Source organism: Enterobacter vonholyi (assembly GCF_040834095.1).
Taxonomy (GTDB): Bacteria; Pseudomonadota; Gammaproteobacteria; order Enterobacterales; family Enterobacteriaceae; genus Enterobacter; species Enterobacter vonholyi.
This window is the reverse complement of the sequence record NZ_CP162152.1, coordinates 2299952-2324955: the sequence shown is the minus strand read 5'-3', so window position 1 is coordinate 2324955 and position 25004 is coordinate 2299952. Positions and strand designations below refer to the sequence as shown.

Annotated in this window: 22 protein-coding genes; 9 read left to right on the top strand and 13 right to left on the bottom strand. The window is 57.2% G+C overall.

From position 1 onward, the window contains the following. Positions 1–26 precede the first annotated feature (26 nt). Positions 27–599, bottom strand: coding sequence for a flavin reductase family protein (locus tag AB3N39_RS10995; protein WP_252093037.1), 573 nt, complete (start codon positions 597–599; stop codon positions 27–29). 108 nt (positions 600–707) lie between these two features. Between AB3N39_RS10995 and nhoA the strand changes: the two genes are divergently transcribed. Continuing rightward, positions 708–1553: an N-hydroxyarylamine O-acetyltransferase gene (gene nhoA, locus AB3N39_RS10990; RefSeq protein WP_367896717.1), complete on the top strand. Its 846-nt coding sequence runs from the start codon at positions 708–710 to the stop codon at positions 1551–1553. Between the two features lie 34 nt (positions 1554–1587). Here the strand turns inward: nhoA and AB3N39_RS10985 are convergent, their stop codons facing one another. After that, positions 1588–2181 carry a TetR family transcriptional regulator gene (locus AB3N39_RS10985; RefSeq protein WP_115875218.1) on the bottom strand — a complete coding sequence of 198 codons (594 nt, stop codon included), beginning with the start codon at positions 2179–2181 and terminating at the stop codon, positions 1588–1590. A 116-nt stretch (positions 2182–2297) separates the two neighbouring features. On the opposite strand from AB3N39_RS10985, the gene AB3N39_RS10980 reads away from it, so the two are divergent. Further along, positions 2298–3785 carry an MFS transporter gene (locus tag AB3N39_RS10980; protein ID WP_367896716.1) on the top strand — a complete coding sequence of 496 codons (1488 nt, stop codon included), beginning with the start codon at positions 2298–2300 and terminating at the stop codon, positions 3783–3785. A 77-nt stretch (positions 3786–3862) separates the two neighbouring features. After that, complete coding sequence (locus tag AB3N39_RS10975; protein WP_367896715.1) at positions 3863–5746, top strand: potassium transporter Kup; 1884 nt, start codon at positions 3863–3865, stop codon at positions 5744–5746. A 16-nt stretch (positions 5747–5762) separates the two neighbouring features. Here the strand turns inward: AB3N39_RS10975 and AB3N39_RS10970 are convergent, their stop codons facing one another. The 7 genes from AB3N39_RS10970 to AB3N39_RS10940 are packed head-to-tail and all read right to left on the bottom strand — an operon-like array spanning position 5763 to position 12213. Next, positions 5763–6989: a Zn-dependent hydrolase gene (locus AB3N39_RS10970; RefSeq protein WP_367896714.1), complete on the bottom strand. Its 1227-nt coding sequence runs from the start codon at positions 6987–6989 to the stop codon at positions 5763–5765. Next, positions 6986–7468, bottom strand: a complete 483-nt coding sequence (locus AB3N39_RS10965; protein WP_133294496.1) for an L-2-amino-thiazoline-4-carboxylic acid hydrolase — start codon at positions 7466–7468, stop codon at positions 6986–6988. The genes AB3N39_RS10970 and AB3N39_RS10965 overlap by 4 nt, the downstream gene beginning before the upstream one ends. A 17-nt stretch (positions 7469–7485) precedes the next feature. Beyond that, positions 7486–8643, bottom strand: a complete 1158-nt coding sequence (locus AB3N39_RS10960; protein WP_367896713.1) for a branched-chain amino acid ABC transporter substrate-binding protein — start codon at positions 8641–8643, stop codon at positions 7486–7488. A 28-nt stretch (positions 8644–8671) separates the two neighbouring features. After that, entirely contained in the window at positions 8672–9391 is a 720-nt protein-coding gene (locus AB3N39_RS10955; protein ID WP_133294494.1) for an ABC transporter ATP-binding protein, read from the bottom strand. Further along, positions 9384–10151, bottom strand: a complete 768-nt coding sequence (locus tag AB3N39_RS10950; RefSeq protein WP_136194921.1) for an ABC transporter ATP-binding protein — start codon at positions 10149–10151, stop codon at positions 9384–9386. Before AB3N39_RS10950 ends, AB3N39_RS10955 begins: the two co-directional genes overlap by 8 nt. Beyond that, positions 10148–11254 carry a branched-chain amino acid ABC transporter permease gene (locus AB3N39_RS10945; protein WP_115875203.1) on the bottom strand — a complete coding sequence of 369 codons (1107 nt, stop codon included), beginning with the start codon at positions 11252–11254 and terminating at the stop codon, positions 10148–10150. The genes AB3N39_RS10950 and AB3N39_RS10945 overlap by 4 nt, the downstream gene beginning before the upstream one ends. Positions 11255–11262: 8 nt before the next feature. Continuing rightward, positions 11263–12213: a branched-chain amino acid ABC transporter permease gene (locus AB3N39_RS10940; protein ID WP_133294491.1), complete on the bottom strand. Its 951-nt coding sequence runs from the start codon at positions 12211–12213 to the stop codon at positions 11263–11265. Between the two features lie 170 nt (positions 12214–12383). On the opposite strand from AB3N39_RS10940, the gene AB3N39_RS10935 reads away from it, so the two are divergent. Continuing rightward, positions 12384–13328, top strand: a complete 945-nt coding sequence (locus AB3N39_RS10935) for a LysR substrate-binding domain-containing protein (RefSeq protein ID WP_115875199.1) — start codon at positions 12384–12386, stop codon at positions 13326–13328. A 54-nt stretch (positions 13329–13382) separates the two neighbouring features. Here the strand turns inward: AB3N39_RS10935 and AB3N39_RS10930 are convergent, their stop codons facing one another. Continuing rightward, positions 13383–14492 (bottom strand): porin OmpC, encoded by a 1110-nt coding sequence (locus AB3N39_RS10930; RefSeq protein ID WP_133294490.1) that lies wholly within the window; start codon positions 14490–14492, stop codon positions 13383–13385. Positions 14493–15122: 630 nt separating this feature from the next. After that, positions 15123–16001 (bottom strand): aromatic amino acid DMT transporter YddG, encoded by an 879-nt coding sequence (gene yddG, locus AB3N39_RS10925; protein ID WP_367896712.1) that lies wholly within the window; start codon positions 15999–16001, stop codon positions 15123–15125. 221 nt (positions 16002–16222) lie between these two features. Between yddG and fdnG the strand changes: the two genes are divergently transcribed. The 3 genes from fdnG to fdnI are packed head-to-tail and all read left to right on the top strand — an operon-like array spanning position 16223 to position 20815. Beyond that, on the top strand, positions 16223–19270 hold the full coding sequence (gene fdnG, locus AB3N39_RS10920) for a formate dehydrogenase-N subunit alpha (protein WP_367896711.1): 3048 nt from the start codon (positions 16223–16225) through the stop codon (positions 19268–19270). An 11-nt stretch (positions 19271–19281) separates the two neighbouring features. Continuing rightward, positions 19282–20166: a formate dehydrogenase subunit beta gene (gene fdxH, locus AB3N39_RS10915; RefSeq protein ID WP_136194918.1), complete on the top strand. Its 885-nt coding sequence runs from the start codon at positions 19282–19284 to the stop codon at positions 20164–20166. Continuing rightward, a complete protein-coding gene (fdnI, locus tag AB3N39_RS10910) occupies positions 20159–20815 on the top strand; it encodes a formate dehydrogenase-N subunit gamma (RefSeq protein ID WP_136194917.1) in 657 nt (218 codons plus the stop codon). Before fdxH ends, fdnI begins: the two co-directional genes overlap by 8 nt. A 59-nt stretch (positions 20816–20874) precedes the next feature. Here the strand turns inward: fdnI and ppk2 are convergent, their stop codons facing one another. Further along, positions 20875–21693, bottom strand: a complete 819-nt coding sequence (gene ppk2 / locus AB3N39_RS10905; RefSeq protein ID WP_111963626.1) for a polyphosphate kinase 2 — start codon at positions 21691–21693, stop codon at positions 20875–20877. Between the two features lie 338 nt (positions 21694–22031). Here ppk2 and AB3N39_RS10900 point away from each other — a divergent pair, with 338 nt between their 5' ends. Both AB3N39_RS10900 and araJ read left to right on the top strand, forming a co-directional pair. Further along, positions 22032–22538: a YbjP/YqhG family protein gene (locus AB3N39_RS10900; RefSeq protein ID WP_136194916.1), complete on the top strand. Its 507-nt coding sequence runs from the start codon at positions 22032–22034 to the stop codon at positions 22536–22538. A 188-nt stretch (positions 22539–22726) separates the two neighbouring features. Continuing rightward, positions 22727–23902 carry an MFS transporter AraJ gene (gene araJ / locus AB3N39_RS10895; protein ID WP_133294483.1) on the top strand — a complete coding sequence of 392 codons (1176 nt, stop codon included), beginning with the start codon at positions 22727–22729 and terminating at the stop codon, positions 23900–23902. A gap of 6 nt (positions 23903–23908) precedes the next feature. Here araJ and AB3N39_RS10890 read toward each other — a convergent pair whose 3' ends face one another. Further along, on the bottom strand, positions 23909–25000 hold the full coding sequence (locus AB3N39_RS10890; RefSeq protein WP_133294482.1) for an alkylhydroperoxidase domain protein: 1092 nt from the start codon (positions 24998–25000) through the stop codon (positions 23909–23911). Between the last annotated feature and the right edge of the window lie 4 nt (positions 25001–25004).

Sequence of the window (25004 nt, the reverse complement as noted above, 5' to 3'; positions counted from 1 at the left end):
CCTCTCCCAATTGGGGGAGGGTTTTCTCAATCCAGCGCCTTCACCATTTTCCCGCTCGCCACAAACGTCCCGGCCCCAAGATGATGCAGGGTATTCAGCTTATCCCCGTCAAACTGCCAGCGTCCGGCGACAAACGCGCGTTCATCGGCTGCCGCTGAAACCACTTCACCAAACAGCGTATCGTATTTTTCTGCCGCAGAGGTGACGGGTAGTAACCGACACTCCATCCACGCCAGGCATTTTTCTTCAATCACCGGCAGGCCGAGCGCAGGGCCGTTCACCACCGGGATCCCGTAGCAGTTGAATTTGTCTTCATCGCGCCCGCTGACGCTACCGACCGCGTATGTCCAGTTGGCCGCCGCCACGCCGGGGATGACGATGCCAAACTTCCCGCTGCGCTCGATCAGCTCGCGTGACCAGGTACTTTTATCCACGACGATCGCGATGCGCGGCGGCTCAAACTCAACGGGCATTGACCATGCGGCGGCCATCACGTTACGTCTGTCGAGGCTTTCATCCCGACTGGTGATAAGCACAGTAGGGCCGTGGTTCAGCAGACGGCTGGCATGACGTAATTCAACAGGGCGAAAGTGGCTCATAGGATCTCCTCATCTACACCGATGATTATGGCGAAAAAGCACGTAAATCAAAGTGAGTGGGTAAAATTAGTTTATAAACAGAACATCACAATTAAAGGAAACTGATGCATGTCCCCATTCCTGACCGCCTATTTCGCCCGCATCGGCTGGACGCAGCCGACACGGGTGGATATCGATACCCTGCGCGCGCTGCATTTACATCACAACTGTGCGATCCCTTTTGAGAATATCGATGTCGTTCTGCCGCGCGAAATCCAGCTTGACGATCGGTGCCTCGTTGACAAGCTGGTCACCGCACGTCGCGGAGGCTACTGCTTTGAGCAAAACGGCCTGTTCGAGCGCGTATTGCGTGAGGTCGGATTTACGGTGCGCAGCGTGCTGGGACGCGTGGTATTAGCGAGTCCGCCGCAAATGCCGCCGCGCACGCATCGCCTGCTGCTGGTTGAGCTTAACGGTGAGCGCTGGATAGCCGATGTCGGGTTTGGCGGCCAGACGCTGACGGCGCCGATTCGCCTGCTCGCTAATGAAGAACAGGAGACTCCGCACGGGCTGTACCGTCTGCTGAGCGAGGGCAACGACTGGGTGCTGCAGTTCCGTCACCACGAGCACTGGCAGTCGATGTACCAGTTTGACCTGACTACGCAGTATTTCAGCGATTACGTGATGGGGAATTTCTGGTCGGCGCACTGGCCGCAGTCGCATTTCCGTCATCATCTGTTGATGTGTCGCCATCTGCCGGACGGCGGCAAGCTGACGCTGACCAACTTCAACTTTACCCACTGGCAGAATGGCCATGTGGAGGAGCAGATCCATTTGCCGGATGCCGAGGCGCTTTACCAGCTGATGCAGGAACGCTTTGGACTGGGCGTTGACGATGCAAAACACGGATTTTCCCTGGCGGAGCTAACGGCGATAATGGCGGGCTTTGATACACATCCTCAGGCCGGGAAATAATGCGCAAAGAGGGGGCTGTTGGCCCCCGACAACTTCACTTCTGAGACGGGGGAGTAAATAACTCGAGGGTGATTAATTTATCCAGATGATTGTTAAACGCGGTTTCATCCATTTCGGGCATGTTTAAGATATACATCCCGTCAAGACCGCATACTAGGCCAATCAAGCGCCAGGCGATATTTTCTGCCCGATCGCCAGGACGAAATACCCCGGCCTCCGTTCCCGCGCCGATCAGCGCCACCGTTTCCTGATGCCACATCTCCATGGTCATTACATAGGCGCCTTTGATATCGGCATCGCGGCTGGCCAGGATCTGCGCTTCGCGCCACAGGCGAATATAGGGCTCGAACCTGCCGTCATCGCTGCCGAGCATGGCATGAAGCTGCTCCCGCCATCCCGCCTGTTTACCCGCGACATCCGCATCCAACAGCTCGCGAATTAACCGTACGAAGGCCAGCGATTTTAGCTCTCCGCCGGAGGTAAAATGGTGGTGAACCTGTCCGGTCGCAACCCCGGCTTCAGCTGCAACGCGGCGTACCGTCATTGCCGCCAGTCCTTCGGCCAGCGCCACGCGCATGGCGGCCTGTAAGATGGCTTCGCGCCGTTCATCCTTGCTCAGATATCGCATCGTTACTCACTCTCAATGGGAACGAAACGAGTGTAACAAAAAGCTGGACACGCGTTCAACTTTACGTAGGATCGCAATCTGGACATGTGTCCAGGTTTAAAATGAAAAGGAAATTTATGTTTCGTCAGTGGTTAGCGTTAGTGATTATCGTGCTGGTGTATATCCCGGTCGCGATTGACGCGACGGTGCTGCACGTGGCGGCGCCAACATTGAGCATGACGCTGGGCGCCAGCGGTAACGAATTATTGTGGATCATCGATATCTACTCGCTGGTGATGGCGGGTATGGTGCTGCCGATGGGCGCCCTGGGTGACCGGATTGGTTTTAAACGACTGCTCATGATTGGCAGCACGCTGTTTGGCCTGTCGTCGCTGGCGGCAGCGTTTGCCCCTTCAGCAGGATGGCTGATCGCGGCGCGCGCCTCGCTGGCGATCGGTGCTGCAATGATCATTCCTGCCACTCTGGCGGGGATCCGCACGCTGTTTACCGACGCGAAAGATCGCAACATCGCGCTCGGCGTCTGGGCGGCGGTCGGTTCCGGCGGGGCGGCGTTTGGCCCGCTGATCGGCGGTATGCTGCTGGAGCATTTTTACTGGGGATCGGTGTTTTTAATCAACGTGCCGATTGTGCTGGTGGTGGTTTCGCTGGCCGCGCGTTTTGTCCCTCCTCAGCAGGGACGCCCGGAGCAGCCGCTGAATATCAGCCATGCCATCATGCTGATTGTGGCGATTTTACTGCTGGTCTACAGCGCCAAAACCGCGCTAAAAGGCGCGCTGTCGCCGTGGCTGGTAGCTTCCGCGCTGGTGAGCGGCTCGGTGCTGTTGTTTATCTTTGTGCGTATTCAGCTTCGCGCCCGCGTACCGATGATCGACATGCGCCTGTTCTGTCACCGCATCATTCTGAGCGGCGTGGTGATGGCGATGACCGCCATGATTGCCCTGGTCGGGTTTGAGCTGCTGATGGCCCAAGAGCTGCAGTTTGTTCACGGCTTTACGCCGTTTGAAGCGGGCATGTTTATGCTGCCGGTGATGGTCGCCAGCGGGTTCAGCGGGCCGATCGCGGGCGTGCTGGTTGGGCGTTTGGGGCTACGCATCGTCGCGGCCGGCGGCATGGGGCTTAGCGCCGTCAGCTTTATCGGCCTGTCGACGCTCGACTTCAGCACGCAGCAGTGGCAGGCGTGGGGGCTGATGGTGCTGCTCGGCTTCAGTGCCGCCAGCGCGCTGCTGGCCTCGACCTCGGCAATTATGGCTGCCGCGCCGAAGGAGAAAGCCGCCGCTGCAGGGGCGATTGAAACCATGTCCTATGAGCTGGGGGCCGGGTTGGGGATTGCGATCTTTGGCCTGCTGTTGACCCGCAGCTTCTCGGCGTCGATTGAGCTGCCGCAGGGGCTGAACGCCTCGCTCGTCGACAAAGCCTCGTCATCGATTGGTGAAGCGATGAAGGTGGCGCAGAACCTGACGCCGCATCTGGCTGAGCCGGTGATTGAGGCGGCGAAAAGCGCGTTTATTACCTCCCACAGCGTGGCGCTGGGCAGCGCGGGCGGAATGCTGCTGTTGCTGGCAGTGGGGATCTGGTTTAGCCTGGCGAAGGCCAAGCCGCAGTAATACAGGGCGCGCGGTTGGCGCGGGTGGGGCAGATGGGCTATGTTTTTTACAGGATTATCTGACTCTTGCTGGAAAATATGAGCCCGCGCCACAGCAGTGAACCGTCACAACCTCTCTCCCGGTTAACCCTGCTTGCAGGTGGCGCGCTGGGCGTTGTTTTTGGTGATATCGGCACCAGCCCGCTCTATACCTTCCGCACGGTGCTGTCGCTCTCTGAGCATGACCCTACGCCAGGCGTCATCCTGGGCCTGCTCTCTCTTATTACCTGGACGCTTATCCTGGTGACCTCCATCAAGTATGCCGCCTTCGCCATGCGAATTGATAATCATGGTGAGGGAGGCATTATGGCCCTGATGTCGCTTCTGGTGGAAAAAGGCAAAGGCGGTCGCTGGGTCATTTTTGCTGCCCTCATCGGCGCCGCGTTAATTTACGGAGATGGCGCGATAACCCCGGCCATCTCCGTGCTTTCCGCTCTGGAAGGGCTGGAGATGGTCATTCCGGAGTCCCAGCCGTACATATTACCCCTGACGGTGGCGGTGTTGCTGGCGCTGTTCCTGATCCAGCCTTTTGGTACCGCCCGCATAGGGAAGATATTTGGCCCAGTGATGGCGCTGTGGTTTCTGGCGATTGCGGCTCTGGGCGTGCGGGGGATCGTTCAGCACCCCTCGGTATTGCTGGCCCTCAATCCTGCGTACGGCATCGCGTTTTTGTTTTCAAACGGGTACACCAGTTTCCTGGTCCTGGGCGGCGTATTTCTCTGCGTGACGGGGGCCGAGGCCCTGTATGCAGACATGGGGCATTTTGGCAAAAAGCCCATCTGGCTTGCCTGGTACGGCATCGTCTTTCCTTCGCTGCTGCTCAACTATGCTGGTCAGTCAGCACTGATTCTGGCCGGTGCCGACAGCAAACAAAATCTATTCTATACGCTCTGTCCGCCAGCCTTGCAGGTACCGCTCATCATTCTTGCCGCGCTGGCGACGATCATCGCCAGTCAGGCGATTATTACCGGTGCTTTTTCCATGACGCGTCAGGCGATTCAGCTCGGCTGGCTACCACGATTACGCATCAAGCAGACGGCGGCAGAAAGCTACGGTCAGATTTATATCGGGATAATCAACTGGCTGCTGATGGTAGTAACCATCGGGCTGGTGGTGTTCTTTAAATCCTCAGATAAGCTTGCAGCGGCGTACGGGATTGCCGTGTCATTAACCATGCTGATGACTACGGGGCTGTTGTTTGTGGCGATGCGGGAAGTGTGGCGCTGGAGCCTGGCCAGCAGCGCGGTTATCGCCCTCTGTTTTCTGGTAATTGATGCCACATTCTTATTTGCCAATCTGATAAAGGTCCTGGAAGGCGGCTATATACCGCTGCTGATGGCCGCAGCGATTTGTACGGTGATGCTGATTTGGCACCGCGGCGTTAAGGCGGTATCCGCATCGGTGGGCGAGAAGGGCGTCAGCGTGGACGCGTTCTTTGCCCAGCTTCAGCAAAAGACGGTGCCCAGGGTGGCGGGATCTGCCGTCTTTTTGACCCGCACGCAGAACAATATCCCGCCGGTGATGCGCTGGCACGTCGCGCGAAACCGGGCGCTACAGCAGGACGTGTTGTCGCTGACCATTGATATTCTCAACGTTCCTTACGTCGGGGAAGAGCAGCGTATCAGGGTGGAACAGCGCGCGCCGGGCTACTGGCACGGCGTTGCGCAGTATGGCTTTATGGAACACCCTGATATCCCGCGTTTGCTGCAGGGCGTTAGCGAGATTAACGCGCTTTTTGCCACCGATGACGCCACCTGGTATGTCGGGCATGAAACCATTGTGGCTGGCGAAGGCGGGGCCGGTATGGCGGCCTGGCAACGGCACATATTTGCCTTCATGAAGCGCAACTGCACGCACGTCATCAACCACTACCACCTTCCCAGCGATCGGGTGGTTGAAATCAGCCGCCGCGTTGCCGTCTAGTTTCGCTCGCGCCGTTCTAGCTCTCCTGGGCCGCGGACAGGACGCTATGCAGCAGCACATTCGCCCCTTTTTCCGACCACTCAGGCAGGATCCTCTCCGCTTCGTTATGGCTGACGCCTTTCACGCAGGGGATAAAGATCATGCTGGCGGGCGCAATTTTGCTGACATAGCAGGTGTCGTGTCCCGCACCCGAGACCATCGGTTTCGACGAATAGCCCAGTTCCGCCACGGCCTTCTCCGAACGCGCCAGGCATTCGGCATCAAACGCGATGGGCGCGTAGTCAAAAATGCGCTCAACGAGAGCCGACACGCCGCGCAGGCTCAGGCTTTCAGCCACCTTATGCAGCGCCGCCTCCATGGCTTCCAGCGCCGCCTGCGCCGGATGGCGAAACTCCACGCTGCATACCACGCGAGACGGCACGACGTTGCGCGAGTTTGGCGTAACCTGCGCCATACCGATCGTCGCACGCCCGTCCGGTGCATGCCGATAGCCAATCTCTTCCACCTTCAGCGCCAGCTCGGCGAAGGCGGTCAGCGCGTCGCGGCGGCTGTGCATCGGCGTGGTGCCCGCGTGGGCGGCAAATCCGTCCAGCGTCAGGGTAAACCAGCGCTGACCCATGGCCGCGCGGACTAACCCGATATCGATGGCTTCATCTTCCAGAATCGGGCCCTGTTCGATGTGCAGTTCGTAGCAGGCGTGAACCGGAAACGCGCGGGCAGGGGCTTCACCCCGGTAGCCGATGCTCTCCAGCGCTTCACCTACGGTGATACCGTCGATATCCGCGCGGGCATGGGCGTAGGCTTCGCTAAACTGTCCCGTCCAGACCCCTGATGAGAGCATGGCTGGCGCAAAGCGCGCGCCTTCTTCGTTAGTCCAGTTCACCAGCACAACGTCACGCTCGGTCTCAACGTTATTATCGTTAAGGGCTCGCAGCAGCTCCAGCCCGGCCAGCACGCCGTAAACACCATCGTAGTTCCCCCCCAGCGGCTGGGTATCCAGGTGCGAACCGGTCATGACCGGGGCAAGCTGCGGGTTTTTCCCGGCGCGACGGATAAACATATTGCCCATGCTGTCGACGTCACAGGTAAAACCGGCATCCAGCGCCCAGTCGCGCAGCAGGTTGCGCGCAATAAGATCTTCCTCGCTCAATGCCAGACGGGTGACGCCACCGGCGGGCGTGCCGCCGATCTGCGCCATCATCTCAAGCGTTGACCACAGCCTTTCGGCGTTGACGCGGATCATGTCTTGTCCTTAGTGCTGCGGTAGCGGAAATCACAGCACGAACCGCCCTGCATGATGGTGGTGGTGCGGGTCAGCTCTACGTCGGGCGCATAGCCAACGATAAATTTTTCATCGCGCGCGCAGGAGAGCAGGTGACCAATCTCGCCCAGCCCCATCTCGTGATACATCTCCGCGTAGCGACAGCGGGTGACGTTGTAGTTGTACTGCTGGTCGTCGGCGTCGATCACCTTGACCTCCAGGGCATTATCTTTCTCCCACAGATACTGCAGGGCGATAAAGCTCTTTACGTCCGCGCCGTTGGGTTCTTTGCTGGCAAACGCTTTGCCTGCGTCAATTGCGGCCTGCTCGATAGCCTCGCCAATCACCGCCTGGGCGCGGGCTTTCCCTATCTCGCGCACCAGGATTTCATAAATTGGCTTAATAATTTCGGCTTCAATTTTGCGGCGGGCGAGGATGCCCAGCTCGTTATTATCACTCATCACATTGCCTCGCTGCGTTACTTCGCTTTTGCGCCGCCCAGCACGGTCTGCGGCTGCCATTTGCCGTCAACGACCTTATAGACCGTGAACGACGGCGATTTCAGGTTACCTTCTTTATCAAACGCGATCTGTCCGGTGACGCCGGAATAGCTGATGGCGCGCAGGGCTGGCAGATAGTCGGATGGCTCAACGGAGTCTGCTTTTTCCATTGCCGCAACCAGCACGCGGGTAGCGTCATAGGCGAACGGGGCGTGCAGTTCGATATGGGTGTGGTAGCGGGACTGATAGGCCTGTTCGAATGCCTTTCCACCCGGCATCTGGTCAACGGGCAGACCCGGCTCCAGCGCCACCACGCCTTCGCCTTCTTTCTGCGCCAGCTGCAGGAACGTCTGGCTGACAAATCCGCCTGCGCCCATCAGGGTGGCGTTCATGCCCAGCTGTTTGATGCGACGCGCCAGCGGTGCGGCCTGGCTGTCAACGCCGCCGAAGAAGATCAGATCGGCGTTTTTACTCCGGATGGCGGTCAGCACGGCGCTGAAGTCCACCGTTTTGTCATCAACATACTGACGATCGACAACCTTCACGCCCTGTGCTTCCAGCGATTTAATGAACTGGTCCGCCAGTCCCTGACCAAAGGCGGTACGGTCATCGATCACCGCAATGCGTTTGGCTTTCAGGGTATTCACCGCGTACTGGCCGGCGAGCTGGCCGCCGTCATCGTCGTGGCCCATCACGCGGAAGCTGGTGTCAAAACCCTGTTTGGTATAGGCGTGACCGGTCGCGACCGGTGCCACCTGTGCGATGCCCGCATCGTGATAAACGCGGGCCGCTGGAATGCTGGTGCCGGTGTTCCAGTGACCGACCACGCCCGCCACGCCGCTGTCCACCAGACGCTGTGCGACGGCTACGGCGGTGCGCGGGTCGGACTGATCGTCTTCGGACTGCAGCTTGAAGGTCACCGCTTTGCCACCGATGGTCGGGTGCTGCTTGTTAATGTCGTCAATGGCCAGCTGCGCGCCGTTCTCCAGATCTTTCCCGATACGGGCAGACGGGCCGGTCAGCGGGCCTGCCAGACCGATGACCACGGTTTCACCGTCAGCGGCCCACGCGGACGTTGAGGCAAAGCTGCCGAGCAGAATAGCGGCGCTGAGCGCACTGATTTTTACTGTTTTCATTGTATTTCCCTGATGTTGGCTGGTGTGGTTAAACGGGCATTTCGCCCAAATAAATCTGTGCAATCTGGTCATCGTTAAGCAGCGCTGTCGATTCGCCATGATGAACAATGCTGCCGCTGTCCATCACCCACGCGCTGTCGGTGACTTCCAGCGCGAGACGGGCGTTTTGTTCAATAAGCAGCAGGGCGACGCCGCGCTCGCGCAGCCCGGCGATGACGGCAAAAATGTTCTCGACCATTTTCGGGGCAAGGCCCATCGACGGTTCGTCGAGGATCAGCAGGCGCGGGCGGCTGAGCAGGGCGCGGTTAAGGGCCAGCAGCTGTTGTTCGCCGCCGGAAAGCAGCCCGGCAAGCTGATGCTGGCGTTCACCCAGGCGCGGGAAGCGCTCGAACACCTCGTTCATTTCACGCTTAACGGTGACAGTGTCACGCCTGAGCCAGGCGCCCATCTGCAGGTTTTCCAGTACCGTCATGCGGGAGAAGATCCCGCGGCCCTCCGGGACCATCACCAGTCCGTCGCGAAGCAGGGCCTCCGGGCTCTGTTTACGCACCGCTTTACCGCTGAATTCAATACTGCCGCTAAAGCTTTCCAGCCCGGTAATGGCGCGCACGGTGGAGCTTTTCCCCGCGCCGTTCGCGCCGATCAGCGTAGCCTGCTCGCCCTCGCGCAGGGTAAAGGAGACATCGCGTACGGCCTGAATGCCGCCGTAATGCACGTCCAGACGTTCCACCTTCAGCAATTCAGACATGAGCGTGACCTCCAAGCCAGGCGGCGATTACAGCCGGGTCGCGCCGCACGCTTTCCGGCGTGCCGCTGACGAGCGTTTTGCCGTAATCAAGCACCGTCAGGCGATCGCAGATGCCCATCACCAGCTTGACGTCATGTTCAATCATCAGCAGGGTTTTGCCGTCATCGCGGATGCGGATGAGCAGTTCGCCGAGCGCCACTTTTTCCGCCGCGTTCATCCCGGCGGCGGGCTCGTCCAGCGCCAGCAGGAGCGGATCCGTTGCCAGCGCGCGGGCGATCTCAAGGCGACGCTGATGACCATAGGCCAGATCGCAGGCGCGAGAGTGGGCGAAATGCGCAATGCCGGTGTACTCCAGCCAGTGCCAGGCCAGTTCGCGGGTCTGCTTTTCTTCCTCGCGAGCGCGTTTGTGGCGGCTCAGCGCGGCCCACAGACCGTTACGGGTGCGCACGTGGCGGCCCACCATCACGTTTTCCAGCACCGACATCTCGTTAAACAGCCTGACGTTCTGAAACGTGCGGGCGATCCCGGCGGCGGTGACTTTCTCAATGTGCTTTGGAAAATAGGGCTTATCGGCAATGGAGAATTCGCCGCTGTCCGCCGGATAAAGCCCGGTGATCAGGTTAAAACAGGTGGTTTTCCCCGCCCCGTTAGGACCAATCAGGCCGTAGATCTCGCCCTTGTTCACGGTAATGGAAACGTCATCCACGGCGGTAAGGCCGCCGAAGCGTTTTGTCATGTTGCGTACGGTTAACAGGCTCATGCTTTCGCCTCCTTGTGGCGTACCGGCCAGATCCCGGACGGGCGCACCAGCATCACCAGCACCAGTGCCAGACCGTAAAACAGCTGACGCAGCACTTCCGGGTCAATCAGCACCGTACCGAACAGCGCCTGCTGAACCGGCGCTGCCTGGCTGCGCAGCAGTTCCGGCAGGGCGGTAAGCAGTACCGCGCCGAGGATCACCCCCGGAATGTGCCCCATACCGCCCAGCACCACCATCGCCAGTACGGCAATGGATTCCTGTAACGTGAAGGATTCCGGCGAGACAAATCCCTGAAACGCGCCGAAAAGCGCACCCGCTACGCCGCCAAAGGAGGCCCCCATCGCAAAGGCGAGCAGCTTATAGTTACGCACGTTGATGCCCATCGCGCGGGCCACATCTTCATCCTCGCGGATAGCGTGCCAGGCGCGACCAATACGGGAATGCTGCAGGCGCAGGCAGACAAAAATAATCGCCACAATCACCAGCATCAGCAGGTAGTACCACAGCCACAGGGCGGGTACTTTGAAACCAAACCAGTGGTAGACGCCGCTAAACTTCAGGCCGAACAGGTTCAGCGTATCCACTCCGGTTATGCCCTTTGCGCCGTTGGTGATGTTCACAGGACGGTCGAGGTTGCGCATCAGGATGCGGATAATTTCGCCGAAGCCAAGGGTCACTATCGCCAGGTAGTCTCCGCGTAGCTTCAGCGTGGGCGCTCCCAGTAAAATCCCGCAGACTGCAGCGACGAGCGCAGCCAGCGGAATAATGAGCAGATACGAGGTGTGCAGCCCGTCCGGGAACCAGACGCCGAGAACAGGAAACACCTCCAGCAGGTGTGGGGAGGCCATCAGCGCAGCCAGGTAGGCGCCAACCGCGTAAAAGGCGATAAAGCCCATGTCCAGCAGGCCGGTATAGCCCACCACAATATTGAGCCCCAGAGCCAGCATGATGTAGAGCAGGGCGAAGTCGATAACGCGCACCCAGTAGTTGCCGCCAAGCTGCGTGGCCACCACGGGCGCCACCAGCAGCGCGAGGCAGAACAGGCTCATGCCTGACCAGAATTTGCGCGTCGTCGCCGGAGTCTGGAGTTGAAGTGTTGTCATGGTATTCCTTACGCCCTTTGCGCCACGCGCTCGCCCATCAGGCCAGCCGGACGGAAGACCAGCACCAGGATCAGCACCATAAAGGCAAAGACATCCTGATAGTTGCTGCCAAATACGCCGTGGGTCAGTTCACCCAGGTAGCCCGCGCCCAGCGCTTCGATAATGCCGAGCAGTATCCCGCCGATCATGGCGCCACGAATGTTGCCAATGCCCCCCAGCACGGCGGCGGTAAAGGCCTTGATCCCGGGCAAAAAGCCCATCGAGAAGCTGGCGTTGCCGTAGTTGCTCGCCATCATTACGCCTGCCAGCGCGGCGAACACGCCGCCAATGGCAAACGTCAGGGTAATAATGGCGTTTGGGTTAACCCCCATCAGCGTGGCCACGCGCGGGTTTTCCGCCACGGCGCGCATGCCGCGCCCCAGACGGGTGTATTCGACCAGCAGCCACAGCCCGGTCATCACCGCCAACGCCAGCGCCACGGTGACAATACCGGTAACGGTCACGATGGCGGGCGGGTGCGCTCCGCTGCCGGACGTGACGGCGATAGGGTCCATCGGCAGGATCTGCGGGAACATCAGCGGGTTGCGCGTCCAGATAATCATCGCCACGGTTTGCAGCAGGACGGAGACGCCGATACCCGAGATCAGCGGCGCCAGGCGCGGTGCGCTGCGCAGTCGACGGTAGGCAAAGCGCTCCACGGCTATTGCCAGCAGGGCGCAAACGGCCATGGCAATCACCAGGGCAACGCCAAGCTGCAACAGCAGCGGCATGTGTGGAAAGGTGGTATTCAGGGCGTTTATGGCGGAGAGCGTGGTGAGCGCACCGACCATCAGAATATCGCCGTGAGCAAAGTTAATAATGCGCAAGATGCCATACACCATGGTATAGCCCAGCGCGATCAGCGCGTAGATGCTGCCCAGCATCACACCGTTGATCAGTTGCTGTATGAGTGTATCCAACGTCCGTACCCGCAAAGTGCTCGTTCTGCGGCTACCATCCAATAAATGAATTAAATTGTAAAATACGCATCTATTATTTCTTATGATAAATAAATATTGTTTTATCTTTATGAATTATAAGAAAATATTTAATGCCTGCTTTTGAGTGAAAAGCCTAAAGAAATCAACATATGAATAAAACAGAACAATTGGCGAGCCTGGCGGCGTATGCAGAAAGCCGACTGGCAAACGATCCGCCGCTTCGGGCCGTACGTGCGTTCGAGGCCATCGCCCGGCTGGGCAGCGTCACGCTGGCCGCGCAGGAGCTGGACATCTCTCCGTCGGCCGTTAGCCATCAGCTCAGGGTGCTTGAAGGGTATCTGCAAATGCCGCTCACGGAGCGTCAGGGGCGCAGGCTGGTGCTGAGCCAGCACGGGCGGGAATATTACCGCTCTATCCGCGCGGCGTTTAACGTGCTGCGCCAGGCGACGGAGCACCTGGCGGAGCAGGCGCAAACGCGTCAGGTCACCATCAGCCTGATCCCACTTTTTGGTATGGGGTGGTTTATCCCACGTTTGCCTGCGTTTATGCGCGCCAATCCGCAAACCGAGATCAACGTGGTGTATGCCAACCATCGTAACTATCTGAGCGACGCGTCGGATATGTCGATTCGTTTTGGCAACGGGCAGTGGGCGGGCTATCAAAGCGAAAAGCTGATTTCCGGTCAGATGGTCCCGGTGTGCAGCCGCGCGTTTTTGCGCATTCATGGCCATATCGACACGCCCGAGCAACTGCTGCAAATGCCGCTGCTGCACGATGAGGAGCGCACCACATGGGCGCAGTGGTTTGTACAGCAGGGGGTGAAGCGCCCCGTGCGCCGCAGCGGTCCAATGTTTGAGGACGGTCTGCTGACGCTGGCGGGCGTTCAGGCTGGTCTGGGGTGTGCGTTAATGCGTGAGCCGCTGATTGCGCCTTATCTTGAGAGCGGCGAACTGGTGAAGATATTTGACCTGCCGATTGATGACGGGCGCGACTATTACCTCTGCGTGCGTACTGACTCAGAGATGACTGAAGACGGCAAGCTGCTGCAAAACTGGCTGCGTCGGGCGGCGGGTGGGGAGTCGTCTGGCGGGTAAAAGAGGGAGATAAAAAAAGCCAGCTTGTGCAGCTGGCTTTTGTACAGACAAGATTTAGAACTGGTAGGTCAGACCCAGCGCAACGATGTTGTCGGTACCGATGCCTGCCTGGCGAGTGAACTGGTTGTCGTCGAGCAGGTTGATTTTGTAATCCACGTAGGTGGACATGTTTTTGTTAAAATAGTAGGTCGTGCCAACATCGATGTATTTAACCAGATCCTGGTCGCCGAAGTTTTCGATGTCTTTACCTTTGGACTGCAGGTAAGCAATGGATGGACGCAGGCCAAAGTCGAACTGATACTGAGCCACAACTTCGAAGTTTTGCGCCTTGTTTGCAAAGCCGTAAATGTCGGTACGCTTGTTGTTAGAGGTACCGAAGCGGGTTGCGTTATAGGTCTGAGAGTACTGCGCCGCAAGGTAAATGTTGTTCGCGTCGTATTTCACGCCACCGCTGTACACTTCCGCGCGGTCGCCTTCACCGTATACGCCAGCCGCATTCTGGTCAGCGGTACGACGTGAAGAGGACATTGCGCCACCCACGCTGAAGCCTTCACCCAGATCGTAAGTCAGGGACGCGCCGTAACCGTCGCCGTTCTGGTTCAGCAGGCTGCGGCCGCTGGTGTTTTCACCGCTTACGCTGCCGTTTTTGCCCTGGTACTGCAGAGCAAAGTTCAGGCCGTCAACCAGACCAAAGAAGTCCTGGTTACGGTAGGTCGCAACGCCGTTTGCACGAGACTGCAGGAAGTTGTCGGCACCGTAGGTGTCGCCGCCGAATTCTGGCAGAACGTCGGTCCAGGAGGTCACGTCGTAAATTACGCCGTAGTTACGACCGTAATCAAAGGAGCCTGCTTCCGCGAACTTCAGACCTGCAAAAGCCACACGGGTCCAGGACTGGTTGTCGCCTTCGTCTTTGTTACCCTGGATCTGGTATTCCCACTGGCCGTAGCCGGACAGCCGATCGTTAACCTGGGTTTCGCCCTTGAAGCCGATACGCATGTAGGTTTTATCGCCATCTGCGCCAGCGTCATCAGAGAAATAGTGCAGACCTGTTACTTTACCGTACAGATCCAGCTTGTTACCGTCTTTGTTGTAAATTTCGGCAGCGTTAACAACGCCTGCTGCCAGCATGGAAGTGACTGCCACTGCAACTAATTTAAGTTTCATCTTAAATATTCCTTATAATTTTTTTTCAGTATTTCCTGAACCACTGTGAACGATTTCTAAACGAGGCTGTTCGTCAATGGCATGCTATTTTTAAGAATCTCGTAGTCTTATTTCAATAATAAGTTTCAAAATATTAGAGATAATTTCAATTAGTGTGATCTCGATCGTGCGAGAAGGCGGTTATTCAAACAATATGGCCGGAATTTATACGATTAATGGTTATTTATTCAGTGGGATTATTGCTTTTAAGATAATTTCTGATGGTTTTAGTCTATTGCGTTAAATTTCGCAATTTCCGATGGTTTGGCAGGGGGGTATCGCCTGCTTCTCTTTAAAAACAATGGGTTGATTTAATTTTTCAACGTCTATTTCGTATATTTCATTAAAGCTGCCAGGGCTGAATTATTGCATGTAATGCTATACAGAGCGTTAATATTTATCACTGACTAATTTCACTGGGTTGTCAGTTTACGTCAACTCGCTTCAGGTGGCTTTACAGAAGGCGCTCAATATAAACCGAACTTAAACAGACGCTCTATTATTATGATAAATATTCTGAGGTGCGATCACATTTTAAATGTATGTTAATTATGTTGCCGGGTTGAAATTAACCCGGCCGCTGGAGAGGCGCTATTGTCTTGTTGCGTACCAGCAGAGCAACGACCCGGCGCAGACCATCAGCGCCCCTTGCCAGAACGAGAATGAAAGTGGAGAGCTTAGCACCGCGGCGGCAAGCGCGGCAGAGAGCACGGGGGTAAAATAGGATACGGCAGCCAGAACCGTGACGTTCCCGTGCAGGATGCCAATATTCCATGCGGCGTAACCAAACCCAAGCGCGATCCCGCACATGACGAGCTTCACCACCACCGGAAGCGTGAACACCATCTCGGGCTGATCGCTCAGAAAATATTTCACCCACAGGCTTAGCGCGGTCAGCAAAACAAACAGGGTAATACCGTTTTGTCCTTTCGCAAATTTGCTGGTGACGGTGCAATAGGCGGCCCAGATAAAGGCCCCGGCAAACGCCAGCGCGTAGCTCAGAGGGCTGGAAACGACATTGCGGGTTATTTCCTCAAGATGTAACCCTTCTTCACCGCCTAATATCCAGCAGACGCCCAGCAGCGAAATGACCAGGCCGGGGAGCACCCACAGGGTAGACTTTTGCCCGTTGAACAAAATCGCAAATACGATCGTCAGGCTTGGCCAAAGGTAATTCACCATACCCACTTCAATCGCCTGAGCGCGCGTTGCGGCATAGCCCAGCGACAGCGCCAGACATATTTCGTAGCTGACAAATAAAACGCTGCCGGCAATAAGATAGCGGAGTGAAAACCGCCTGAGATCAGGAAATCCTACCGTCACCAGACACAGTAATCCGCTGAGGGTGTAGATCATCGCCGCACCGCCTACCGGCCCAAGCCCCTCACTCACGCTGCGAATAAGGCCGACCATGGTGCTCCATAACAATATCGCCGCCAGCCCAATAAGCGTTGCTCTCTTTCTGTCCATTACTTCGTCATCGCAATAAAAATCAGAGGGAAAATGTATCGCAATCATCCTGATGCTGTCGTGAATTATTCTCTTAAACCGTTAATCAAAAAGGGGTAATGAAATGTTCCGGGGGTGACTATTAAGGGGGGGAAGGCAGAGGACCTTGATTTGACGCAAAAAAATCAGGGGCTTTGCTGTTAGTTTGCGGCGCGAAATGTTTTCAGATAACGAGGACAACAATGGACGTCAGCCGCAGACAATTTTTTAAAATCTGCGCGGGCGGTATGGCCGGAACAACGGCAGCCATGCTGGGATTTGCCCCCAAAATGGCGCTGGCTCAGGCACGCAACTATAAGCTGCTGCGCGCGAAAGAGATCCGTAACACCTGCACATACTGCTCCGTGGGTTGTGGGCTTTTAATGTATAGCCTGGGCGATGGTGCGAAGAACGCCAGAGAAGCGATTTACCACATTGAAGGGGATCCGGATCATCCGGTGAGCCGCGGGGCGTTATGCCCGAAAGGGGCGGGGCTGCTGGACTACGTTCACAGCGAAAACCGCCTGCGCTACCCGGAATACCGCGCGCCGGGGTCTGATAAATGGCAGCGTATCTCCTGGGATGAGGCCTTCTCCCGTATAGCAACGTTAATGAAAGCCGACCGCGATGCCAACTTTATTGAAAAGAACGCGCAGGGCGTAACGGTCAACCGCTGGCTTTCCACCGGGATGCTGTGTGCCTCTGCGGCCAGTAATGAAACCGGCATGCTGACGCAAAAGTTTGTGCGCTCTCTCGGCATGCTGGCGGTAGACAACCAGGCGCGCGTCTGACACGGACCAACGGTAGCAAGTCTTGCTCCAACATTTGGTCGCGGTGCGATGACCAACCACTGGGTTGATATCAAAAACGCTAACGTCGTGGTGGTGATGGGCGGTAACGCTGCTGAAGCCCATCCGGTGGGGTTCCGCTGGGCGATGGAAGCGAAAAACAACAACGATGCGACGCTTATCGTCGTCGATCCGCGCTTTACGCGTACGGCATCGGTGGCCGATATCTATGCGCCGATCCGCTCCGGTACGGACATTACGTTCTTGTCCGGCGTGCTGCTGTACCTGATCGAAAACAACAAAATCAACGCGGAATACGTTAAGCACTACACCAACGCGAACCTGCTGGTGCGGGATGATTTTGCCTTCGATGACGGGCTGTTTAGCGGCTATGACGCCGAAAAACGTGAGTACGATAAAACGTCCTGGAACTATCAGTTCGATGAAAACGGCTATGCGATGCGCGATGACACCCTGACGCATCCGCGCTGCGTGTGGAACCTGCTGAAGCAGCACGTCTCCCGCTATACGCCGGACGTCGTGGAAAACATCTGCGGCACGCCGAAAGCGGACTTCCTGAAGGTGTGTGAAGTGCTGGCTTCCACCAGCGCCGCCGACAGAACCACCACGTTCCTGTACGCGCTGGGCTGGACGCAGCACACCGTGGGCGCGCAGAACATCCGCACCATGGCGATGATCCAGCTGCTGCTCGGCAATATGGGGATGGCCGGTGGCGGCGTGAACGCGCTTCGCGGTCACTCCAATATTCAGGGCTTAACCGACCTCGGCCTGCTCTCGACCAGCCTGCCGGGCTACCTGACGCTGCCGTCTGAAAAGCAGACGGATCTGCAAACGTATCTTGAGGCCAATACGCCAAAAGCGACGCTGCCGGACCAGGTGAACTACTGGAGCAACTATCCGAAGTTCTACGTCAGCCTGATGAAATCCTTCTACGGCGATGCGGCGCAGAAAGAGAACGACTGGGGCTTTGAGTGGCTGCCGAAGTGGGATCAGGCTTATGACGTCATCAAGTATTTCAACATGATGGATAAGGGCGACGTCACGGGGTATATCTGCCAGGGCTTCAACCCGGTAGCCTCTTTCCCGGACAAAAACAAAGTCGTTCGCAGCCTGAGCAAGCTGAAGTACATGGTCGTTATCGATCCGCTGGTGACCGAGACCTCCACCTTCTGGCAGAACCACGGGGAATCAAACGATGTCGATCCGGCGTCGATTCAGACCGAAGTGTTCCGCCTGCCGTCCACCTGCTTTGCGGAAGAGGACGGCTCCATTGCCAACTCCGGCCGCTGGCTGCAGTGGCACTGGAAAGGCCAGGACGCACCGGGCGAAGCGCGTAACGACGGCGAGATCCTCGCCGGGATTTACCACCGCCTGCGCGAGATGTACCGCACCGAAGGCGGTAAAGGCGCGGAGCCGCTGCTGAAGATGAGCTGGAGCTACAAGCAGCCGGATCGTCCTGAGTCAGAGGAAGTCGCCAAAGAGAACAACGGCGTGGCGCTGGCGGATCTGTATGACCCGAGCGGCAACCTGGTGGCGAAAAAGGGCCAGCTGCTGAACAGCTTTGCGCTGCTGCGCGATGACGGCACCACGGCATCGTCGTGCTGGATCTACACCGGCAGCTGGACGGAGCAGGGCAACCAGATGGCCAACCGCGACAACGCCGACCCGTCCGGGCTGGGCAACACCCTGGGCTGGGCATGGGCGTGGCCGCTGAACCGTCGCGTGCTCTACAACCGCGCATCTGCCGACGTGAACGGTAAGCCGTGGGATCCGAAACGCATGCTGATCCAGTGGAACGGGGCGAAATGGACGGGGAACGATATCCCGGACTACAGCACCGCCGCACCGGGCAGCAGCACCGGGCCGTTTATTATGCAGCCGGAAGGGCTGGGACGTCTGTTTGCTCTAAACAAGCTGGCGGAAGGGCCGTTCCCGGAGCATTACGAGCCGATGGAAACGCCGCTGGGGACAAACCCGCTGCACCCGAACGTGGTCTCCAGCCCGGTGGTGCGTATCTACGAAGACGACGTCCTGCGCCTGGGCAAAAAGGACAAATTCCCGTACGTGGGAACGACCTACCGCCTGACCGAGCATTTCCATACCTGGACCAAGCACGCGCGGCTTAACGCCATCGCGCAGCCGGAACAGTTTGTGGAGATAAGCGAGACGCTGGCGAAGGCGAAAGGCATTGCCAACGGCGATCGCGTGAAGGTGAGCAGCAAGCGCGGCTTTATCCGCGCGGTGGCGGTGGTCACCCGCCGCCTGCAGTCGCTGAACGTGCACGGCCAGCAGGTGGAAACCGTCGGTATCCCGCTGCACTGGGGCTTTGAAGGGGTGGCGCAGAAAGGCTACATCGCCAATACCCTGACGCCAAACGTCGGGGATTCCAACTCGCAAACGCCGGAGTACAAGGCGTTTCTGGTCAACATCGAGAAAGCGTAAGGAGCGATTCAATGGCGATGGAAACACAAGACGTTATCAAACGCTCCGCGACTAACCCGATAACGCCCGCGCCCCGCGCGCGGGACTACAAGGCAGAGGTCGCCAAGCTTATCGACGTCTCCTCCTGCGTGGGCTGTAAGGCCTGCCAGGTGGCGTGCTCGGAGTGGAACGACATCCGCGACGAGGTGGGGCACTGCGTTGGGGTCTACGATAATCCGGCGGATCTGAGCGCCAAATCCTGGACGGTGATGCGTTTTAGCGAAACCGACCAGAACGGCAGGCTGGAGTGGCTCATCCGCAAAGACGGCTGCATGCACTGTGAAGATCCGGGCTGCCTGAAGGCGTGCCCGTCTGCCGGCGCGATTATTCAGTACGCCAACGGAATAGTCGATTTCCAGCAGGACAACTGCATCGGCTGCGGGTACTGCATCGCGGGCTGTCCGTTTAATGTCCCGCGACTCAATAAAGAGGATAACCGGGTATACAAATGTACCCTGTGCGTGGACCGCGTCAGCGTCGGGCAGGAGCCTGCCTGCGTGAAGACCTGTCCGACCGGGGCAATCCACTTCGGCACCAAAAAAGAGATGCTGGACGTGGCGCAGGCGCGGGTCGACAAGCTGAAAGCACGAGGTTACCAGAATGCGGGCGTTTACAACCCGCAGGGCGTGGGCGGTACGCACGTGATGTATGTGCTGCACCATAGCGACCAGCCCGAGCTGTACCACAACCTGCCGAAGGATCCGGCGATCGATACCTCCATTAACCTCTGGAAAGGGGCGCTAAAGCCTCTATCCGCGGCGGGCTTTATCGCCACCTTCGCTGGGCTGATTTATCACTACATCGGTATCGGACCAAACAAAGAGGTGGACGAGGACGAGGAGGAACACCATGAGTAAGTCGAAAATGATAGTGCGCACAAAGTTTGTCGACCGCGCCTGTCACTGGACGGTAGTTATCTGCTTCTTCCTGGTGGCGGTGTCGGGGATTTCATTTTTCTTCCCGACCCTGCAGTGGCTGACCGAAACCTTCGGTACGCCGCAGATGGGGCGCATTCTGCACCCGTTCTTCGGCGTGCTGATTTTCGTGGTGCTGATGTTTATGTTCGTGCGCTTCGTCCACCATAACATCCCGGACAAGCAGGATATCCCGTGGGTGAAAGGGATCGTCGAAGTCCTGAAGGGCAACGAGCACAAAGTCGCGAAGGTGGGGAAATACAATGCCGGGCAAAAGATGATGTTCTGGACCATCATGAGCATGATTTTTGTGCTGCTGGTGACCGGGGTAATCATCTGGCGACCGTATTTTGCGCACTATTTCCCGATACAGGTGATTCGCTACGCGCTGCTGATCCACGCCACGTCGGCCATCATTCTGATTCATGCCATCCTGATCCACATGTATATGGCGTTCTGGGTAAAAGGGTCAATCAAAGGGATGATTGAAGGGAAGGTGAGCCGCCGCTGGGCGCAGAAACACCATCCGCGCTGGTATCGTGATGTGGAACGGCTGGAAGCGAAACAGGAAAGCACGGAAGGATTGAAGTAAGACCTGCGCCGTCGGCTCTGCCCGGCGGCGCTGCGCTTGCACGGGCCTATTCTTTTAAATCAGAACCGCTCTTCCACATAGCGGAACGGGTATTTTGTGGGTTTGACTTTGCCGATTTTGCGCTTCGGTAAATCCACCTTGTCGACGTGAATTTCTTTATACGGTATCTGCGAAAGCAGATGCGAAATAATATTCAGGCGCACGCGTTTTTTATCCTCTGAACGCGCCACAAACCACGGCGCCCAGGCGGTATCGGTGGCTTCAAACATGGCGTCGCGCGCAAGGGTATACTCATCCCACAGGTTAAAGGATTTAATATCCATCGGTGATAGCTTCCAGATTTTACGACCATCGTTAATACGGTCGCGCAGGCGCCGCTCCTGCTCTTTCGGCGTCACCTCCAGCCAGTACTTCAGCAGGATAATTCCGGCATCGACCATCGCTTTTTCCATAACCGGCGCGCCGTCCAAAAATTTCTCCGCCTGTTCCTCCGTGCAGAACCCCATCACCCGTTCCACGCCCGCGCGGTTATACCAGCTGCGATCGAAGATCACGATTTCGCCAGCCGAAGGCAGGTGGGGCACATAGCGCTGGAAGTAGAGCTGGCTTTTTTCCTTTTCCGTCGGGGCAGGGAGCGCAACAACGCGAAACACGCGCGGGCTGACGCGCTCGGTGATCGCTTTAATGGTGCCGCCTTTGCCTGCACCATCGCGTCCTTCAAAAACAATACACACTTTTAACCCTTTGGCGACGACCCACTGCTGGAGCTTAACCAGTTCGACGTGCAGGCGGCGGAGCTCTTTTTCATACTCTTTGGTCTTAAGCGGTGCATTCGATACGACATCAACAGCGACGGGGGCTTTCTTTTTACTTCCCATAATTGTCATCCTCAGGTTGTCCGGTGCGGAAAAAGCGAGGCCGCACTATGAAGTGTAATCCACCTGATATTATGCGTATTGTTTTTAGGTAATTAATGTCACGACACTTTTTTAAGCAGATACAGAGGTATTAACGAAGGTGCTTAGCACCTGTTTCCCTATGCAGATGCAATAAAATCAGCACATTTAATCCCACGCTCTATATGTGGTTAATGTGATAATTTCATTCTTATTTACTTAAAGGAACTAAGAATGAGTTGGAATAAAGACGCTGGGGTTTCTTATCTCCTTCACACGCTCTGGGGTGCTCTCATAGTGAATGTGCTGAGGATGCACTGATGAAAAGAATATTTTTATCATTCGTTTTGTTGCTGGTGGGATGTAGTTCGGCTGCCAATCAAGAACGTAGCGCACAAGACGCTACTGAATCATTTTATAAATCCTATCTTTCCGTATTCGGCAGCGATGAAGCCAGGCCTTATCCTGCCGACGAACTGCGTAAATATGTTTCTGCTGATACGATTGTTCGCATTAATACCATTCAGGAAATCTCTGAACAAGAGTTAATAGAGTCTGACTATTTTACGTATGCCCAAGATTATTCTCGTGAATGGATACCTGCGTTACGAGTGGAAAACGCCAGACCATTTTTAAACGGTGAAGCAGTCCAGGTTATTGAAGGGGCGGGTAACGGGAGAAGCATTCACCTGGAGGTATTTCTTCGTCGTGAAGATGATGCATGGAAAATTTACCGCGTTCGTGACGTAACGAACAATCACGAGCACCCAATTTTCAATGCTGGCGCGATTACACGCGCTAAAGCAGCGGCAGAAAGCACACCGTAAAAACCAGACCTTAAACCCTTTAAAGCCCTGACGCCTGCCGGGGCTTTTTGTTTTCCATTGCCCCGTGTCGCGGTTGGAGAAAACTCCTGAATTAATGGATTAACCTGCCAGCCAGCTGATTTGAACTGGCTCACCATACAAGATTATTCAATAATGCCCGCTGCGAGTGATTAACCCGTGGTTGAGGCATGAAAAAGACAATATTTTCGCTGGCGCTTGGCACATTTGGCCTGGGCATGGCCGAATTTGGCATTATGGGCGTGTTAACCGAGCTGGCGCATGACACCGGTATTTCGATTCCCTCCGCCGGGAATATGATCTCGTTTTACGCCTTCGGCGTGGTGATTGGCGCCCCGATTGTGGCGCTTTTCTCAGGCAGGTTCTCCTTAAAAACTACGCTGCTGTTTCTGGTTGCCATGTGCGCGGTTGGGAACGCTCTGTTTACGTTTTCTACGTCATATTTCTGGCTGGCGACCGGGCGCTTGATTTCCGGTTTCCCGCACGGCGCCATTTTTGGCGTCGGGGCGATAATCCTCTCCAAAATTGCGCCGCCGGGGAAGGTGACGGTCGCGGTGGCCGGGATGATCGCCGGGATGACCGTGGCCAACCTGATGGGCGTTCCGCTGGGGACCTGGCTCGGGCACCAGTTCAGCTGGCGTTATACCTTTTTCCTGATAGCCCTGTTCGATGCGCTGGTGATCCTCTCGGTGCTGATCTGGGTGCCGGACATTCATGACAAATCAGAAATTAAACTGACCGAACAGTTCCAGTTCCTGAAGAAACCGGAGCCCTGGCTGATTTTTGCCGCCACCATGTTTGGTAACGCCGGTGTGTTCGCGTGGTTCAGCTTCGTTAAGCCGTTTATGGTCAACGTTTCTGGCTTTTCCGAAGGCATGATGACGATCATCATGATGCTGATGGGCCTTGGCATGGTGTTGGGCAATCTGCTGAGCGGCAAGCTCTCGGGGCGTTTTAGTCCGCTGCGCATTGCGGCCACCACCGACATGGTGATTGTCGCCTCGCTGCTGCTGCTTTTTGCCTGTGGCGAACTGAAAACGGCCTCGCTGGTCATGGGTTTTATCTGCTGTGCCGGGCTGTTTGCGCTCTCTGCGCCGCTACAAATTCTGCTTCTGCAAAATGCGAAGGGCGGTGAGATGCTGGGTGCTGCGGGCGGGCAGATGGCGTTTAATCTCGGCAGCGCGATCGGGGCATATTTTGGCGGGATGATGATTACCCTCGGCTTTAGCTGGCGCTACGTCACGCTGCCTGCGGCGATACTCTCGTTCTCGGCCATGAGCGCGCTGTTGATCTACGGTTACCTGCGGGCCAGACGGGCTCAGGCTAACGCTCACGCGCTAGCCTGATCGAATTCAGGCAAGCCAGGGCTCGCCAAGGGTCAGCATCAGTCGGTTCGCCCATGCGAAGAACGCGGCGGACTGCACCAGATCAAGCTGGGCTAAGGTGTCCAGCCCCTCTTTTTCAAGCGCGGCAAGGTGCAGCGGCGTGGCGGCAGGAGGCGTAACCGATAGCGCCGCCGCAAAATTGATCTCCGCCTCCCAGCGCGCAGATTGTCCCTCGCTCAGGGATTGTCCTGGACGCACGGCCAGCAGGGCCTCTACCGCAGCGTCATCCTTTGACAGCTGGCTGGCTTTCCGCGCATGGACAGATGCGCAGTAGATGCAGCCGTTAATTTTACTGGCGACCGTTGCGGCCAGCTCGCGCTCGGCGCGCGGCAATCCTCCCGGCGTATAAAAAATCCCTTTATCCGTTAGCGTGCGCTGTTCAAGCACCGGCAGGTTGCGGCCCAGCAGGCGGAAATAGTCGGAATCGGTGTGGCCAAACTTCGCCAGGATCGCAACCTCGTCATCACGAAAATCCGCCAGCGGTTTGGCGGCGATCCACGGTTCCCAGCCCAGTTCCTGCTGGGTGAAGGCGACGGGAGCCGCCTTGCCGGTGGCCGTGGTTGCGGTCGTGTGCCAGACGCCTGCCGCCACCGGGGCATCGCTTGTGGCGACTGGCCTGTCGTTCAGCAGCCGCAGCCCGGCAATCAGTCGGCTCTGGAAGCTGACAAAGGCGATCAGCTGCGCCAGGGTCACGATACCTTCTTTGCTCCATCCCGCCTGGGTCAGCGCCTTTAACGATGTGGGCGTAGCTTCAACGGGAGAGAAGGTCAGCAGGCGCGCGAAGTTCAGCGCCGGGGTCAGACGGTCGGAGGTCGGGTCCGCCAGGCCAAACCCCGCATAGTGTGCGGCCAGCGCCTCCGCGTTGTGCCACCTGGCGACTTTTGCCGCGACGGCGAAGCGTTCGTCCAGCGCAAAATCGCTGTCCTGCTGGGTAAATAAGATTTCGTAGCTGCCCTGCGCGTGTCTCGTGGCGGCGTCCCGCGTGGCGCGCGCCTCTGCCAGAGGGGAACCGGGTTTAATTTCCGCCAGCTCGGCGAGAATGTCGTGACTTAATGACATAGGT

Coding starts and splice junctions, on each gene's coding strand:
- AB3N39_RS10995 (WP_252093037.1), bottom strand. CDS start 599: ATGAGCCACTTTCGCCCTGTTGAATTACGTCATGCCAGCCGTCTGCTG.
- nhoA (WP_367896717.1), top strand. CDS start 708: ATGTCCCCATTCCTGACCGCCTATTTCGCCCGCATCGGCTGGACGCAG.
- AB3N39_RS10985 (WP_115875218.1), bottom strand. CDS start 2,181: ATGCGATATCTGAGCAAGGATGAACGGCGCGAAGCCATCTTACAGGCC.
- AB3N39_RS10980 (WP_367896716.1), top strand. CDS start 2,298: ATGTTTCGTCAGTGGTTAGCGTTAGTGATTATCGTGCTGGTGTATATC.
- AB3N39_RS10975 (WP_367896715.1), top strand. CDS start 3,863: ATGAGCCCGCGCCACAGCAGTGAACCGTCACAACCTCTCTCCCGGTTA.
- AB3N39_RS10970 (WP_367896714.1), bottom strand. CDS start 6,989: ATGATCCGCGTCAACGCCGAAAGGCTGTGGTCAACGCTTGAGATGATG.
- AB3N39_RS10965 (WP_133294496.1), bottom strand. CDS start 7,468: ATGAGTGATAATAACGAGCTGGGCATCCTCGCCCGCCGCAAAATTGAA.
- AB3N39_RS10960 (WP_367896713.1), bottom strand. CDS start 8,643: ATGAAAACAGTAAAAATCAGTGCGCTCAGCGCCGCTATTCTGCTCGGC.
- AB3N39_RS10955 (WP_133294494.1), bottom strand. CDS start 9,391: ATGTCTGAATTGCTGAAGGTGGAACGTCTGGACGTGCATTACGGCGGC.
- AB3N39_RS10950 (WP_136194921.1), bottom strand. CDS start 10,151: ATGAGCCTGTTAACCGTACGCAACATGACAAAACGCTTCGGCGGCCTT.
- AB3N39_RS10945 (WP_115875203.1), bottom strand. CDS start 11,254: ATGACAACACTTCAACTCCAGACTCCGGCGACGACGCGCAAATTCTGG.
- AB3N39_RS10935 (WP_115875199.1), top strand. CDS start 12,384: ATGAATAAAACAGAACAATTGGCGAGCCTGGCGGCGTATGCAGAAAGC.
- AB3N39_RS10930 (WP_133294490.1), bottom strand. CDS start 14,492: ATGAAACTTAAATTAGTTGCAGTGGCAGTCACTTCCATGCTGGCAGCA.
- yddG (WP_367896712.1), bottom strand. CDS start 16,001: ATGGACAGAAAGAGAGCAACGCTTATTGGGCTGGCGGCGATATTGTTA.
- fdxH (WP_136194918.1), top strand. CDS start 19,282: ATGGCGATGGAAACACAAGACGTTATCAAACGCTCCGCGACTAACCCG.
- fdnI (WP_136194917.1), top strand. CDS start 20,159: ATGAGTAAGTCGAAAATGATAGTGCGCACAAAGTTTGTCGACCGCGCC.
- ppk2 (WP_111963626.1), bottom strand. CDS start 21,693: ATGGGAAGTAAAAAGAAAGCCCCCGTCGCTGTTGATGTCGTATCGAAT.
- AB3N39_RS10900 (WP_136194916.1), top strand. CDS start 22,032: ATGAAAAGAATATTTTTATCATTCGTTTTGTTGCTGGTGGGATGTAGT.
- araJ (WP_133294483.1), top strand. CDS start 22,727: ATGAAAAAGACAATATTTTCGCTGGCGCTTGGCACATTTGGCCTGGGC.
- AB3N39_RS10890 (WP_133294482.1), bottom strand. CDS start 25,000: ATGTCATTAAGTCACGACATTCTCGCCGAGCTGGCGGAAATTAAACCC.